Below are 13342 nucleotides of genomic sequence, written 5' to 3'. Positions count from 1 at the left end.
GATGTCCGTACCCCTGCGTCAGATCCGCGCCCGATACTCGGCCGACACCATCACCGTCTACCAGGCGTATTCTCCGCAGATCGCGGAGCCGGCGGTGGCGGCGGGTCGCTTCGTGGCCCCGTTCAAGCGGGAACGGATGACGTGGATCAAGCCGTCGTTCCTGTGGATGATGTACCGCTGCGGCTGGGCCACCAAGGAGGGCCAGGAGCGGGTGCTCGCCGTGGACCTGCGCCGCGAGGGTTTCGAGTGGGCGTTGGAGCGGGCCTGCCTCAGTCACTACGACCCGGAGGTGCACGCCGACCGTACGGCCTGGTCGCGGCAGCTCAAGACCAGCCCGGTACGGGTGCAGTGGGATCCGGAACGGTCCCTGCGCCTGGCGGCGCTGCCGTACCGGTCGTTGCAGGTGGGGCTCTCCGGTCCGGCCGTCGCCGGGTACGTCGACGACTGGGTGGTGGCCATCCGCGACGTCACCGCCGACGTGCGGCAGATCCGGGACCTGGTGCGTGCCGGCGACGACCGGGCTGCCGTCGCCCGGCTGCCGGTCGAGCAGGTGTACCCGTTGCCCCGCGCCGATCGCCGCCGTCATCTGTGCCACCCGCTAGCGCAGTGACACCTCGACATGGGCGGGCCGGATCCTCAAGGGAGCCGGCCCGCCACCTGTCTTCAGATCCGCTTCGAGCGCCGTTCCAGATCGGCCTGGACGGGATCGGGACTGGCCGCAGTGGCTGTCAGCGGCCGGTGGAACCGTCGATCCTCTCGCGGATGATGTCTGCGTGCCCCGCGTGGCGTCCGATCTCCTCGATCATGTGGACCAGCACCCATCGCTGCGACGGCGGCAGGGCGTCGCGGCCGGGCGGCCGGGGTGCCGGCTGGGTCAGATCGGTCCAGGTGTCGATGACCTGGTTCGCCTGCGCGATCGTCGCCCGGTAGCCGGCGAGCAGGCCGTCGACGGTGTCGTCCCGAGTGGGCTGGAACGTGCGGCGCATGTTGGTGATCGGTTCTTCGAGGAAGTAGAACCTCTCGACGGCGGTCACGTGTTTGATCAGCCCGAGGAGGCTGGTGCCGGAGGGTACGCCGGCGGTGCGGACCTCGGGCTCCGGTACGTCGGCGACCTTGTCCATGATCGCGTTGCGGAGGTAGTCGATGAAGCCGACCAGGGTGTCCTTCTCGCCGGGGGCGGTCCACGCGGGCCCGGTGTCCTTGCGTCTCCTGGGTCGGGCGGTCGGCGACATCAGCTTCTCCGATCATGTCGGTGGATGAGCAGAACGTTGTCGGTGACGGTGGCGGTCCGGCCTCCCGGTCCGGTGGCCCGGCGGTGCGGCGTGTCGGCGCGTACGACGGACCATCGGTCCGGGTCGAGGGCGAGCTCGGCTGCGGTCTCGCCGGGTGAGGGGTAATGCGCGTCGGGAGCCTTGTTCCACGACCAGGGTGCGGTCGAGCCGTGGTCGACGATCAGGAGATGACCGCCGGTACGCAACGCGTGCGCCGCGGTACGCAGTACCCGCGCGCGATCCAGCGTGAAGGGAGTGTGCAGGTACTGCGCGGAGATCAGGTCGAACTGCCGGTGGGGGAAGCTCCGGGCCAGATCGTGCTGTTCGCCGGTCACCCGGTCGTCGATGCCGAGTTGTCGGGAGCGTGCCCGCACCCTTTCCACGGCGGCGGTGGAGATATCCACAGCGGTGACCTGCCAGCCCTGCCGGGCAAGCCAGATGGTGTCGCCGCCGACGCCGCATCCCAGGTCGAGGGCATCGCCGGGAGGCAGTGTCTCGGCTGTTTCTGTCAACACCGGGTTGGGGTGCCCGGTGCCGCCGCCGCGCCGGGCGCGGTAGTGCTGTTCCCAGAACGCTTCGGCCTTGAGCGCGTCGGTCATCGGTCCGCCCCGTCCGCGAAGAAGGTCACCAGCTCGGTGGTGACGAGCGTGGGCATGATCTCGCGCCACGAGTACCCCGACTGGGGCCCGCCGTGCAGGAGGACGAGCGGCTCGCCCGTGCCGCCGGTGACGTCGTGCATCTTCACGCCGTCGACGTCGGCTGTCTCGTGCGTGAACTGACGGTCGAACTCGGCGTCGTCCCGGGTGACCGCGTCGTGACCTGCGGCGACGGTGCGCGACCACCGCGTTGCTGATCTCGAAGTTGCTGCTGATGTGAGCATCGGTTGCCTACCTCCGCTGCCAGCATGACCAGCGGCGTTGCCTATTTGCGAGAAACGTTGCGGATCCGCAAGATGGGTTCATGAACGCCACGTCGCACGACGTCCTTGCGGGCGTCGGCCCGCGCCTGCACGCACTACGCCAGGCCCGGAACATCTCGCTGGCCGCCTTGGCGGCGGAGACCGGCCTGACCGCAAGCACGCTCTCGCGTCTGGAGAACGGGAAACTGCGCCCGACACTGGAGCAACTGCTGCCGCTGGCGCGGGCGCACGGCGTCGCGCTCGACGAACTGGTCGCGGCCCCGCCCACCGGCGATCCCCGCATCCACCTGCGGCCGGTACGGCGATCCGGCTTCACCGTCGTGCCGTTGACCAGACGTGCCGGAGGCATCCAGGCCTACAAGGTGATCTATCCACCGGCCGGGAAGTCGGCCACGACGACACTGCAGACCCACGAGGGGTACGAATGGTTCTACGTACTCAACGGAAATGTCCGGCTCGTCCTCGGTGACCAGGAATACCGGCTGGGCCCCGGCGAAGCCGCAGAGTTCGACACCCGGATCCCGCACCAGATCGGCAGCGCCGACTCTCAGGCCGCGGAGCTGCTCACGCTCTTCGGCGCCCAGGGCGAACGCGCCCACCTGTCGCCCTCCCTGACACCGCCCACCTGAACGAACCGGTCTGGACACGGCGGGCGGGCCCGCCGGGCGTCGCCGCGGCGAGCGACCTCTGCGAGGCTGCGCGAGGAGACCGGGTGCGCGATCGAGCAGTTGGCCTTCGCCGGTTACGGCTGGGGCGGACCTCAGGCTGCCCCCAGCCGGGACGGATCAGAGGGGGGCGATCGCGAGGTCGGTGACCTGGTCGTCCTTGATGCCGAACACGAACGAGAAGGACAGGGGTCCGCCGGGGAAGTCGCCGTCCCCGGAGGCCACCAGCCGGTCGTCCGCGAACGAGGTCGGCGTGAGCACGATCTTGGGGTTGATCAGATGCCCCTGGATCCACTCGCGGATCTCGGCCTCGCCGGCCCAGACCCTTCCGTCATCACGCACGGTGGCCCCGTCGCTGAAGACTGCGGCCAGCGCGTTCACGTCGTGCGCGTTGGTGGCCTCGACGAAGGTGTCGACGGCCTGGGGGAGAGTGATGTCGTTCATGTCCGTTCTCCGGTCTTCGAAGTCAGCGCTGCGGGACAGCTTCTCGTTCGCGCGCAGCTCCGCGAGGGCGTTCTCGTGCATCGCGACGACGACGTCGTAGCCGGAGTTGCCGAGCACGATCCGGTGCGGTGGAACGGGAGCGTTCATCGCGCTGATCACGGCCTGCACACCACGAACAGGGTCACCTGCCTGCTTGCCGTCAGCGTCCACGAAAGCCGCCTTGACGGTCTCGACCATCGGCACGTAGGCGTCGACGGTCTCGGTGACGGGCTCGTCGCGGAAGTAGGAGAAGGCGCTGGTGCGGAACGCTCCCGGCTCCACGGCGAGCACGCGTACGCCGAACGGTGCGACCTCCTGGCGCAGTGTCTCCGACAGTCCTTCGATCGCGAACTTCGCCGCCGCGTAGTAACCGAACCCCTCTGCGCCGACGAGGCCGGCCACCGACGACATGTTCACGATCCAGCCGTCGCCGCGTGCCCGCATACCCGGCAGGACCGCGCGGATCACGTCGACCACGGCGAACAGGTTGAGGTCGAACGTGCGGCGGATGGTCTCGTCCGGGGCCCCCTCGATCGAGCCGTACCAGCCACGGCCCGCGCTGTTGACGAGCACGTCGATCCCGCCGAACCGCTCCTCTGCCGTCGTGACCGCCGCGCGCACCTGGTCGGCGTCGGTGACGTCGAGCTGAAGCACCAGCACCCGCTCACCGAACGGTGCAGCCCATTCCCGCAGTTCAGAAGGCCGACGCACCGTGACTGCCACCTGATCGCCCTGTGCCAGCGCGGCCTCGGCATAGACCAGGCCGAACCCTCCGGGCGTCCCACCGGTGATGAACCAAGTCCTCATGGACTTCTCCTTCCGCTATAGCGAGCAATGTAGCGCTACATGAGCTAATGTAGCAATCATGCAGAGCGCGCGAGATCGACTCCTCCTTGCCGCAGCCGAGTTGCTGGAGGGCGGCGCCACGGTGTCCACGAGGGCGGTGTGCGAACGCGCCGGGGTGCAAGCCCCGACGCTGTACCACCACTTCGGCAGCAAGCAGGGCCTGATCGACGCCGTGGCGAACCACGGCTTCACCCAGTACACGGCGGTCGAGAACTCGGACGACCCGCTGGACGACCTGCGTAGTGGCTGGGACAAGCACGTGCAGTTCGGGCTGGAGCACCCCTCGTTCTACGGGCTGCTCTACGGCCGCGCCGAGCCGGGAAGGACCTGCGCCGTCACCGCTCCCGCGCACGCCGCGTTGCGCGAGCGATTCACCGCCGCTGCCGCCCGGGGCCTGCTCAAGGTGCCGGCGGCCGATGCCGCCGAGCAGCTGTTCGCCGCCAACATCGGCATCACGCTCACCTTGATCAGCCAGCCGGAGCCGGACTTCGGGCTGTCCGGGCGTGCCCGCGAGGCCGCGTTGGCCGGAGTCCTGCACACGCCTTCCACCGCCGCCTCCACGACCCGTGCCAGCGCGGCCCTGACGTTGCGGGCGCTGGTCGACGACGATCCGGGCGACCTCACCCCGGGCGAACGCGGACTGCTCGGCGAACTCCTGGAGCGACTGGCCCGCTAGAGCCGGCGCCGGCTGCCGGGGCCGCTGTTGACTCTCAGGCGACTTGAGACGCCAAGGTGGTGGTCATGAACGAGTGGTTGTCGATCGGGGATGTGGCCCGGCGTACGGGTCTGAGTGTCAGCGCCATCCGGTTCTACGCCGACGAGGGCATCGTCGCGCCGACCGGGTACACCGCTGCCGGGTACCGGTGCTACGACGCGCGGGGCGTGGCGGCCCTCGAACTGGTGCGGACGCTGCGGGACCTGGGCGCGGGGCTGGACGAGATCCGTCGGTTGCTGGCCGACGAGATCACGGTGCGGGATCTCGCGAGGGCCCATCTGGCGCTCGTCGAGCGGCAGATGGGACACCTGCGTACCCGACGGGCGGTGTTGCGGGCGGTCGTGCGGCAGGACAGCGAGGCCGGGCAGGTGAGTCTCGTGCACCGACTGGCGTCGATGTCCGACGACGACCGTGAGCAGCTCGTGGAGGAGTTCTGGGCCGAGGTCACCGACGGTCTCGACCTGCGGGAGTTCGTCGACTACCTGCGCCCGTGGCGGCCCCGGCTGCCGGAGGACCCCACCGGCGAGCAGTTGGACGCGTGGATCGAGCTGGCCGACCTGGTGCGCGACCCCGGTTTCCGGCAGGCGGTCCGCGAGTTCTTCGGCGAGACCTTCGCCAGCACGGCGGACCGCGAGCGGGCGGACCCGGCGGCGGAGGCGGACGTCGCGGCGCAGGTCGAGATCCTCGCGCAGGCCAGGGCCGCGGCCGAGGCCGGCGTACCGGTCGACTCCCGCGAGGCCCGGCAGGTGGCGACGCGGTGGGTGGCGCTTGCCGCGAGTCGCAGCGGCGACCAGGACCTGACCGAGGTACGGCGGCAGATCGCCGCCGCCGACCCCGGTCCGCAGGTGAGCCGACACGTCGCGCTGCTCGGCAGGTACCACTCGCTGACCGCCACCATCAACGGCACGGCGCAACCCGTCGGGCACGCCCCGGCATCGACCTGGCTGCACGCCGCCGTCGCCGCCCTCACCTGAGCCGCCTCGACCCCGGTCAGGGCAGGATCTCCACGTACCCGTCGGTGCCGTGCACCCGGATCCGCTGCCCGTCCCGGATCAACCGGGTGGCTCCCTCGACGCTCACCACGGCCGGCAGGCCGTACTCCCGGGCGATCACCGCGCCGTGGGTCATCAGCCCGCCCACCTCCGTGACCAGGCCGGCGACGCCGAGGAACAGCGGCGACCAACTGGGGTCGGTGTAGGCGGTGACCAGGATGTCGCCCGGTGCGAGGTCGGCCTGCCCGATGTCCAGGACGACCCGGGCGCGCCCCTCGACGGTCCCGGTGGAGACCGGCAGACCGACCAGGGCGCCGGCCGGCACGTCGTCGCGACGGTACGCCCCGTTGAGGGCCTCACCGTCGGAGGTGAGCACCCGGGGCGGGGTGAGCGCGTGGTACGAGCGGAACGCCTCCCGGCGTTGCCGGACGAGCCCGGCGTCCACCCGGTGCGTGCGTGCCACCTCGTGGAACTCACCGAACGTGAGGTAGTGCACGTCGTCCGCCTCGGCGAGCACGCCGGCCCGTACCAGGCGCTCGGCCTCGCCCAGCAGGGCCTGCTTGTAGACGAAGTAGCGGCTGACGATGTCGTACTTCGGGTACTCCCGGTACCCGGCGAAGGTGCGGACCCGATCGATCATTCGTTTGGTCTCGTCGGCCTTGTCGTGTCCGTCGGTCAGGGTCCGCAACCGGGACAGGACCTGCTCCTCCTTCTCTCGCGCCCGCTGCCGCCCGTTCGCCACGCGTCGCCCGGCCTCGCCCGGTGCGACGTTGCGGACGTGGTCCAGCAGCACCGGCAGCAGCATGCTCGGACGCTCGCGCCACCGCGGCCGGGTGATGTCGATCTCGCCCACGCCCCGCATCCCGTACCGGTCCAGGTACGCCTCGATCGCGTCGCGTGCCTCGCCGCCGCCCTCGACCTCGGGCAGCCGGTCCAGGAAGCCGTCGTCGTCGACACCCTTGAGGAACGTCACCACCTGCGGGTACGGGCGGATCACGTCCGCGACGTCGAGCAGCGCCAGACCCATCTCCGAGGTGACGTTGTCGGGTACGGCCAGCGTGAGCGTGTCGGCGGCGTTCTTCTCACCCAGCCACTCCCACAGCCGGTCGTGGAGCCACCAGGCGGCCTCCATCCCCGCCATGATCACCTTCATGCTCAGCGGGTCGGCGAGGACACGCTTGTGTTCCTCGAAGGCCGCCAGCAGGGCGTCGAACAGCTCGGGCCCGGTCTTCGTCGCGATGTCGCGCCGCAGCGCCGCGATCGACGCCTGGCTGCGCGCGACCAGGTCGACCACGACGGCCCGGTCGGTCGGGATCGGGGCAGGCGGTACGCCTGGCGGGGGACCGGCGGCAGCGGCGTCCGGCGCCGTCGGGACGACGTCGCCCCGATCCAGGACGGTCTGCAACGCGTCCCGGGTCAACGGGTCGGCCCGACCGATCATGTCCAGGAAGGCGGCGCTGCCCGGGCCGGCCAGCATGCGGATCGCGTCGACGAACAGTCGGCCGCCCGCCTCGATCATCGGCGCCATGGCCGTCAGCTGCCACACCGAGATGCCCAGCGGCTTCATCGGGTCGGTCATCATCTGCTGGTGGCCCACCGAGACATAGACGTGCTTGTCGGTGTCGTCGCGGTCGGGGACGGGGAACAACGTGGTGATCGGCCGGGTCTGCACGATGTGGAAGCGGCCGTCGGCCAGGCACCACTCGATGTCCTGCGGCCGACCGGTATGCGCCTCGATCCGTCGCCCGAGCTCCACCAGCGCCATGACCTGCGGGTCGGTCAGCGCCGGATGCGTGCGCCGCGATGCCTCGACGGTCACCTGCGCGGTCCCGCCGGCCGGTAGGGCCTGCACGGCGAACTGCTTCGTGCCCACCGACCTGCCGACGATCTCGCCGTCGCGTACCCGGTAGACGTCCGGGTTCACCAACCCGGCGACCAGGGCCTCACCGAGACCGAAGCCGGCGTCCACGGTGGCGACCCTCCGGTCGCCGCTGACCGGGTCGGCGGTGAACAGGATGCCGGACGCCTGCGGGAAGACCATCTGCTGCACCACCACCGCCATCCGCACCGACCGGTGGTCGATGCCGTGGCGCCGGCGGTAGGCCACGGCCCGCTCGGTGAACAACGACGCCCAACAGCGGCGGACGTGCGCCAGGACCGCCTGCGGCCCCACCACGTTCAGGTAGGTGTCCTGCTGCCCGGCGAACGACGCGTTCGGCAGGTCCTCGGCCGTCGCGCTGGACCGCACCGCGTAGGCGGTCTGCTCCCCGTACCACGCGAGCGCGCCGGTGATCGCGGCCGTGACCTCGGCCGGAACGCTGGCCCCTTCGATGATCCGGCGGATCCGCGCGCTGTGCGTGCCGATGGCCTCCGAGTCGTCCGCCGCCGACCTCGCCAGATCGTCGAGCAGCGTGTCGACCGGCGCGTCCGCCATGATCCGCCGGAAGGCATCCGTGGTCACACAGAACCCGGCCGGCACCCGTACGCCGTCGACGCGGGACAGCTCGCCCAGATGCGCGCCCTTGCCACCGACCACGGCCAGCCGCGTCGCGTCCACCTCCTGAAGATCCACCACGTACCGCTCGGTCATCGCGACACCTCCGACACCGCCGGGCGGCCTGGCCCGACCTCACCAGGACTGCCGTCAGTCGACATCAACACCCGCACGTCTGCCCCCGTTTCCGCAGGTTGTGGCCTCGGCCGGCCGATTCTGCGGCATACCGGGGGCCTTGCCGCAAGCCCCCCGGTGCGCTATACGTTAAGAAGGGCAAGGAGAGATCTCCTTGCCCTTCGTCGTCGGTGGGCCAGACGACCCGGCGTCCGGACTCAGCCCAGCCGGGTACGCCACCCGATCACCGCGAGGTCCGTCTCCAGACAGCCGATCCGCATCCAGCCCACGACGGCACGTCGACGGTCATCGCAGGTTCCTCTCCCGCACCGTGGTCAGCAGACGGTCCACGGCAGTCCGGTCGGGCTGCTCCGGCAGCGCGGTGGCAGCTGCCGCGTCGGCGAGGGTGGCCTGTAGGTCGGCGGCCCACGCGGTGACCGACTCCCAGGCCAGGTCGCCGCGCCGCACCGCGAGGAGCTCCTCGCGCAGGTGCCGCACATCGACCAGGACCTCACCGGTACGCAGGACGTGCGCCCCGGCGAGCAGCAGCCGGATCATGTGCATGGCCTGCTTGTGGTTCGTCTCGCCGGTCCGCTCCCGCCGTGCCGTCACCCGGTCGAGCTGGTCACGGGCATAGTTGCCGTAGGTCTCCGCCACCCGCCGTGACAGGAAGGCCCGCCGCATCGCCAGCAACTCCTCCCCGTCGACCGTGATCGCCTCGATCAGCGGGGACCAGAGCACCTCCAACACCGTCGGATTGCCCTGCAGGGCCAGGACGCAGATCCGCTCCATCTCCCAGGAGAACTGTTCCTCGGCCGGTCCGTCCAGATGCGTGGGCGGCTTGTCGAGGAGCCAGAACGCGCGGGTGGGTGCCACGAACACCCCACGGCGGTCAAGGTCGGAGTCCGGGCCGTGCAGCCCGTACGCCCGCGACCCGACCACGACCGCGAGGACGGTGTGCCGTTCGACCAGATCGATCACGACGGCAGGCTACCCATGAACTATGCTCCGGTGAGCGTCGCGTGCCGGTGGCAGACCGTGTCAGGCATGGAGGCGCCCTACCGAGGGAGAACGACGGTGTTCACGTCGCATCCTTCGTCTCCGCGTGACTGAGCGCGAGACGACCAGGCTCGTCGCCTGGAGCTACGAGCTTCGCCAGGTCCACACCCGCCTCCGCAAGGCGCTCGACCTCGTCCGCACCGCGGTCGCCGACGGCACCTCCGGCGAGGCGGCCACCCGCGACCTGCTGCTGTACTGCCACGGGTTCTGCGCTGCCCTCGACGGACACCATCGGGGCGAGGACGCCACACTGTTCCCGGCGATCGAGGCGGCCCACCCGGAGTTGGCGCCCGTGCTGCGCTATCTCCGCCAGGACCATTCGATGATCGCGCACCTGCTCGGCGGCCTCCAGGCCGCCATCGACCGGGCCGCGCCCGTCGCCGAGCTGGATCGCCACCTGGAGGGTGTCGCCGCGATCATGGAGAGCCATTTCCGGTACGAGGAGCGACAGTTGCTCCAGGTCCTCGAAACGCTCTCCCTGGACGCCTCACCCGACGAGGTCCTGGGTCCCCTCTGAGCCGGCGTCGCAGCGGGCACCGGACAACCGGGTAGAAATCCCGTCGCCGTTCGGTGGCCGCTGCGGCGACAATGCTCGACGCGAAGGGCGGACGGTGAGCGGCGGGAGGCTGTGGGGCGTGGGTCGACGGTTGGACGGACACCCCTGGCGGGTGCTGGTCAGTACGGTCCGGCTCGGGCACCAGCAGTACCGCGTCGTGCGCCCGGTGAGGCTGCCGGGATCCGCCGGCCTCTACGAGGGTCGTCTCGGCGCCCAGTTCTGCCTCGACGCGCCCACCGCGACGATGTTCGCCCTGGCCTGGGGTCTGGCCGCCCGATCACCGCACACGATCGTCTACCTTCCGTTGCGCCGTGCCGGTGCGCGTCACGACTGCGGGTGGGGACGTCCGCTCGACCTCGTGCTGGTGCACCACCGGCTCGCGTTCCCGCCGTCACGGTGGAAACAGGTCCGGTCCCGGCTGGGCCCGGGACGTCCGCACACCGTGGACCTGCCCGGGAACGCGTGGCCCGTGCTGTCGGACACCGAGCACGAGCGGGGCTGGCATCGGGAGTTCCGTGACCATCTGCGGTGGGACGTGGCCGCCGAGACGTTGGTGCTCACCGGCAGCCGTACGGCGTACGAGCGGGCAGCCGAGCAGGTACGCGCCCTGGCCGAGGAGTGCCCGGCACATCGCGCCCGCGTACCCGGGACGCACTGCTGTGCCGAGATCGTCGTGGGCAGACCCTGGCGGTACCGGGACCGGCGTCGGCCGTACGCCGACCTGCACGCCGAGTTCTGCGGGTAGCGCGGCTCAGCGCCGGGGCGCGTCGTCCTGAAGCAACCCACGGGCGGCCATGAAGGTCCGCAACGTCTCGGCGTCCCCGGCGGACATCAGGCGGCGGGGGATCACCGTCGCCGGCATCCGGTCGACGTACACGACCCAGAACTCGGGGGTGTCCTTCACCCGGGAGACACCCTCCCAGGCGATGCCACCGGACTCCGAGCCGCTGCGCATCATGATGTTCTCGTCGGTGATGTCGTAGCTGCCGTCCACGGCATAGCCGCCGGACCGGCGCCGGGCCCGCAACCGCACCCACGGCCAGTACAACATCGCCAGCAGACCACCGACGGCCATCGCCATCCACAGCGGCGTGATCTGCTCGCCCCACGACGACCCCCGCGAGACCACCAGCCCGATCACGCCGACCGTCAGCAGCACCGCGCCGACGGAGGCGTACCTGCGCAGTTGGTCGCTGCTCATCGCGGCGGCCACGCGGCCGGGGTAGGCGGGATCGGCGGGGATGTCGAAACGGATGCGCACGCCGCAACGATAGTGCGCCCAGCCGCCGGCCACCGGCAGCAGGCGCTCAGGCGGACGTCGACTGCGGCGGTGTGGCCTTCTGCGGGTGGAACGTCTCGTGCCGGGCCAACATCGCGACGAACTCGACGATCTTCCGCTCCCGGGTCCGGGCCTGCTTCACGGAATTGAGGCGGTGCACGAGCGCGTACCGGTTGGTCTTCGTGAGCACGTCGAACATGGCCTGGGCGGCGGGCTCGGCGGCGATCGCGGCGAGGAGGTCCTCGGGCACCTCGGCCTCCGAGGACGGGGCGTACGCGGCGGCCCACCGCCCGTCCGCCTTCGCGGCCTCCACGGCGGCGCGCCCGGCGGGCAACATCCGACCCTGCTCCTCCAGCCGCGCTACGTGCGACACGTTGCGCTGCGACCAGATGCTGCGCGGCCGGCGGGGAGTGAACCGGATGCAGGACGTCTCCTCGTCCCGCTTCTTGGCCTGCCCGTCGATCCACCCGACGCACAGCGCCTCGTCGACCGCCTGCTGCCAGGTCAGCGTGGTGACCGTGCCGCCCTTCTTGGTCAGGGCGAGCCAGACACCGGGCGACGTCGCATGGTTGGCGGACAACCACGCGCGCAGCTCCTCGGCGTCCGCCACGATCAACTCATCCAGCTCGGCGCTCGCCATGTCCGTAGGCTAGCCCCTTCGCCGGAGCGGCACCGTCACCTGCCGCGCGTCGGCCGACCGCGACCACCACCGGCGTTCACAGCAACAACCGCAGCCGGCTGCCAGCGTCTGGTGTCTCCGCGTAAGCCCCGGTAATTTCCCGGTGAAACACCTTGAGTGTCATCGATCGGGGGGACGCCGGCTTCGTGTCGCACATTGAGAAGATCATTAACGAACTTCGCGTCCTGATGACCGGTGTGGAACGGGCTCAAGGGCTGGCGGCCAGCGCCGACCGGCAGGCGCAGCAGATTGCGGTGCGGGCCGCAGCTGCTGGCTTCGTCGCCGTCGCGGCTGGCGTGACCCGGGCACGCGATGCGATCACGGGTATCCAGAGCGGTTTGGGAAGCATCGCCGGCTCGATCGGCGAAGCGACGAAGGCCACCGTGTCAGTGCCCCAGGAAGCCACCCCACAGCAGACAATTGCCGGGCTCGCACCTGTGCAGGCAGCGGTGGACAGCGCCCGAGACGCGGCCGCCGTGGCTGTCGGTCAGGTCGGTGAAGCGCAGAAACTTGTCACCATGACCCTGCAAGGCGGGCAGCCCGGACCGCTCCTGCAATCCCTGGACAGCATCAGGCAGGTGTTGGTGTTGGTCATTACGCGCACCGGTGGTGCTCGCCAGCACGTCGAAGCGGCGATCGCCGAGGCACGGCAGTTGGGATCGTCGGGAAACTAGCGTGGGCTGGAGGTCAGGTACCGGCCAGCCCTGCCCCGTCCGACAGAAGTGGTCCGCCGTCCACACCTCACGTCTCGGCAGACGGCACATCCGGTGAACGCGGCTCTGGTGCGCCTTGGACGAGGCCGCCAACCGGTGTGCCGGGCGGAACCCCGACAGGGCCGAGGACCAGAATTCCCAGGCGGTTGGACGCCAAGGGACGACGTTCGTTGGAGTTGGAGAACGAATGTGCCGATATAGTCGCCAACAGGAGCTATCGGATTCACCAGAACCCGACGCGGCAGGAGATCATCGCCGCGAGACTGCACACCGGCGACACGGGCGAGGCGAACAGAGACCCTGATTACCTGGTCGAGGGCCACGTGTTCGATTGCTATTCCCCCGCTCCGGGCAAGACGGTACGGGGTGTGTGGACCGAGGTTCACAAGAAGGTCGACAAGGGGCAGACCCAGCGCGTCGTGCTGAACCTGCGCGACTGGAACGGGGACCTCACCGCCCTACGGAACCAGTTCGACCACTGGCCCATCGAGAAGTTGAAAGAACTCGTGGCCGTAACACCGAACGGTGCGATCGTGCAGATCGTACGGCGAGACTAG

General features: G+C 70.2%; 16 protein-coding genes. 8 read left to right on the top strand and 8 right to left on the bottom strand.

Going from position 1 to position 13342, the window contains the following annotated elements; translation table 11 throughout:
* Window position 1 precedes the first annotated feature (1 nt).
* On the top strand, window positions 2-610 hold the full coding sequence (locus HUT12_RS21765) for a DUF4291 domain-containing protein (protein ID WP_176094545.1): 609 nt from the start codon (window positions 2-4) through the stop codon (window positions 608-610).
* 118 nt (window positions 611-728) lie between these two features.
* Here HUT12_RS21765 and HUT12_RS21760 read toward each other — a convergent pair whose 3' ends face one another.
* Genes HUT12_RS21760 through HUT12_RS21750 form a run of 3 tightly spaced genes read right to left on the bottom strand, consistent with a single transcriptional unit; the run spans window position 729 to window position 2151 of the window.
* Window positions 729-1232 (bottom strand): DinB family protein, encoded by a 504-nt coding sequence (locus HUT12_RS21760; RefSeq protein ID WP_131051113.1) that lies wholly within the window; start codon window positions 1230-1232, stop codon window positions 729-731.
* Complete coding sequence (locus HUT12_RS21755) at window positions 1232-1870, bottom strand: bifunctional 2-polyprenyl-6-hydroxyphenol methylase/3-demethylubiquinol 3-O-methyltransferase UbiG (RefSeq protein WP_176094544.1); 639 nt, start codon at window positions 1868-1870, stop codon at window positions 1232-1234. Before HUT12_RS21755 ends, HUT12_RS21760 begins: the two co-directional genes overlap by 1 nt.
* Window positions 1867-2151 (bottom strand): hypothetical protein, encoded by a 285-nt coding sequence (locus tag HUT12_RS21750; RefSeq protein WP_176094543.1) that lies wholly within the window; start codon window positions 2149-2151, stop codon window positions 1867-1869. Before HUT12_RS21750 ends, HUT12_RS21755 begins: the two co-directional genes overlap by 4 nt.
* 80 nt (window positions 2152-2231) lie before the next feature.
* Between HUT12_RS21750 and HUT12_RS21745 the strand changes: the two genes are divergently transcribed.
* On the top strand, window positions 2232-2819 hold the full coding sequence (locus tag HUT12_RS21745; protein ID WP_176094542.1) for a helix-turn-helix domain-containing protein: 588 nt from the start codon (window positions 2232-2234) through the stop codon (window positions 2817-2819).
* Between the two features lie 156 nt (window positions 2820-2975).
* Here HUT12_RS21745 and HUT12_RS21740 read toward each other — a convergent pair whose 3' ends face one another.
* The gene (locus HUT12_RS21740; RefSeq protein WP_176094541.1) at window positions 2976-4145 is read right to left on the bottom strand and encodes an SDR family NAD(P)-dependent oxidoreductase; all 1170 of its coding nucleotides are present in this window, start codon (window positions 4143-4145) and stop codon (window positions 2976-2978) included.
* Between the two features lie 58 nt (window positions 4146-4203).
* Between HUT12_RS21740 and HUT12_RS21735 the strand changes: the two genes are divergently transcribed.
* Together HUT12_RS21735 and HUT12_RS21730 are read left to right on the top strand one after the other, a co-directional pair.
* Window positions 4204-4860: a TetR/AcrR family transcriptional regulator gene (locus HUT12_RS21735; protein WP_131051110.1), complete on the top strand. Its 657-nt coding sequence runs from the start codon at window positions 4204-4206 to the stop codon at window positions 4858-4860.
* Window positions 4861-4925: 65 nt separating this feature from the next.
* Window positions 4926-5873: a MerR family transcriptional regulator gene (locus HUT12_RS21730; protein WP_131051109.1), complete on the top strand. Its 948-nt coding sequence runs from the start codon at window positions 4926-4928 to the stop codon at window positions 5871-5873.
* A gap of 16 nt (window positions 5874-5889) precedes the next feature.
* On the opposite strand, the gene rph is transcribed toward HUT12_RS21730, so the two are convergent.
* Window positions 5890-8481, bottom strand: coding sequence for a rifamycin-inactivating phosphotransferase (rph, locus tag HUT12_RS21725; RefSeq protein WP_176094540.1), 2592 nt, complete (start codon window positions 8479-8481; stop codon window positions 5890-5892).
* A gap of 324 nt (window positions 8482-8805) precedes the next feature.
* Complete coding sequence (locus tag HUT12_RS21720) at window positions 8806-9480, bottom strand: nucleotidyltransferase domain-containing protein (protein ID WP_176094539.1); 675 nt, start codon at window positions 9478-9480, stop codon at window positions 8806-8808.
* Window positions 9481-9604: 124 nt separating this feature from the next.
* On the opposite strand from HUT12_RS21720, the gene HUT12_RS21715 reads away from it, so the two are divergent.
* Both HUT12_RS21715 and HUT12_RS21710 read left to right on the top strand, forming a co-directional pair.
* Entirely contained in the window at window positions 9605-10075 is a 471-nt protein-coding gene (locus HUT12_RS21715; RefSeq protein ID WP_131051106.1) for a hemerythrin domain-containing protein, read from the top strand.
* A gap of 118 nt (window positions 10076-10193) precedes the next feature.
* On the top strand, window positions 10194-10859 hold the full coding sequence (locus HUT12_RS21710) for a hypothetical protein (protein WP_131051105.1): 666 nt from the start codon (window positions 10194-10196) through the stop codon (window positions 10857-10859).
* A gap of 6 nt (window positions 10860-10865) precedes the next feature.
* On the opposite strand, the gene HUT12_RS21705 is transcribed toward HUT12_RS21710, so the two are convergent.
* Both HUT12_RS21705 and HUT12_RS21700 read right to left on the bottom strand, forming a co-directional pair.
* Window positions 10866-11375 carry a YcxB family protein gene (locus HUT12_RS21705; protein ID WP_131051104.1) on the bottom strand — a complete coding sequence of 170 codons (510 nt, stop codon included), beginning with the start codon at window positions 11373-11375 and terminating at the stop codon, window positions 10866-10868.
* Between the two features lie 46 nt (window positions 11376-11421).
* Window positions 11422-12033 carry a YdeI family protein gene (locus tag HUT12_RS21700; protein WP_131051103.1) on the bottom strand — a complete coding sequence of 204 codons (612 nt, stop codon included), beginning with the start codon at window positions 12031-12033 and terminating at the stop codon, window positions 11422-11424.
* A 185-nt stretch (window positions 12034-12218) separates the two neighbouring features.
* Here HUT12_RS21700 and HUT12_RS21695 point away from each other — a divergent pair, with 185 nt between their 5' ends.
* Window positions 12219-12746 (top strand): DUF6244 family protein, encoded by a 528-nt coding sequence (locus HUT12_RS21695; RefSeq protein ID WP_176095908.1) that lies wholly within the window; start codon window positions 12219-12221, stop codon window positions 12744-12746.
* A 185-nt stretch (window positions 12747-12931) separates the two neighbouring features.
* Window positions 12932-13342, top strand: a complete 411-nt coding sequence (locus HUT12_RS21690; protein WP_131051102.1) for a hypothetical protein — start codon at window positions 12932-12934, stop codon at window positions 13340-13342.

The sequence above is a fragment of the Verrucosispora sp. NA02020 genome (genome assembly GCF_013364215.1).
Taxonomy (GTDB): Bacteria; Actinomycetota; Actinomycetes; order Mycobacteriales; family Micromonosporaceae; genus Micromonospora.
This window is presented reverse-complemented; position numbering and strand designations above follow the sequence as displayed.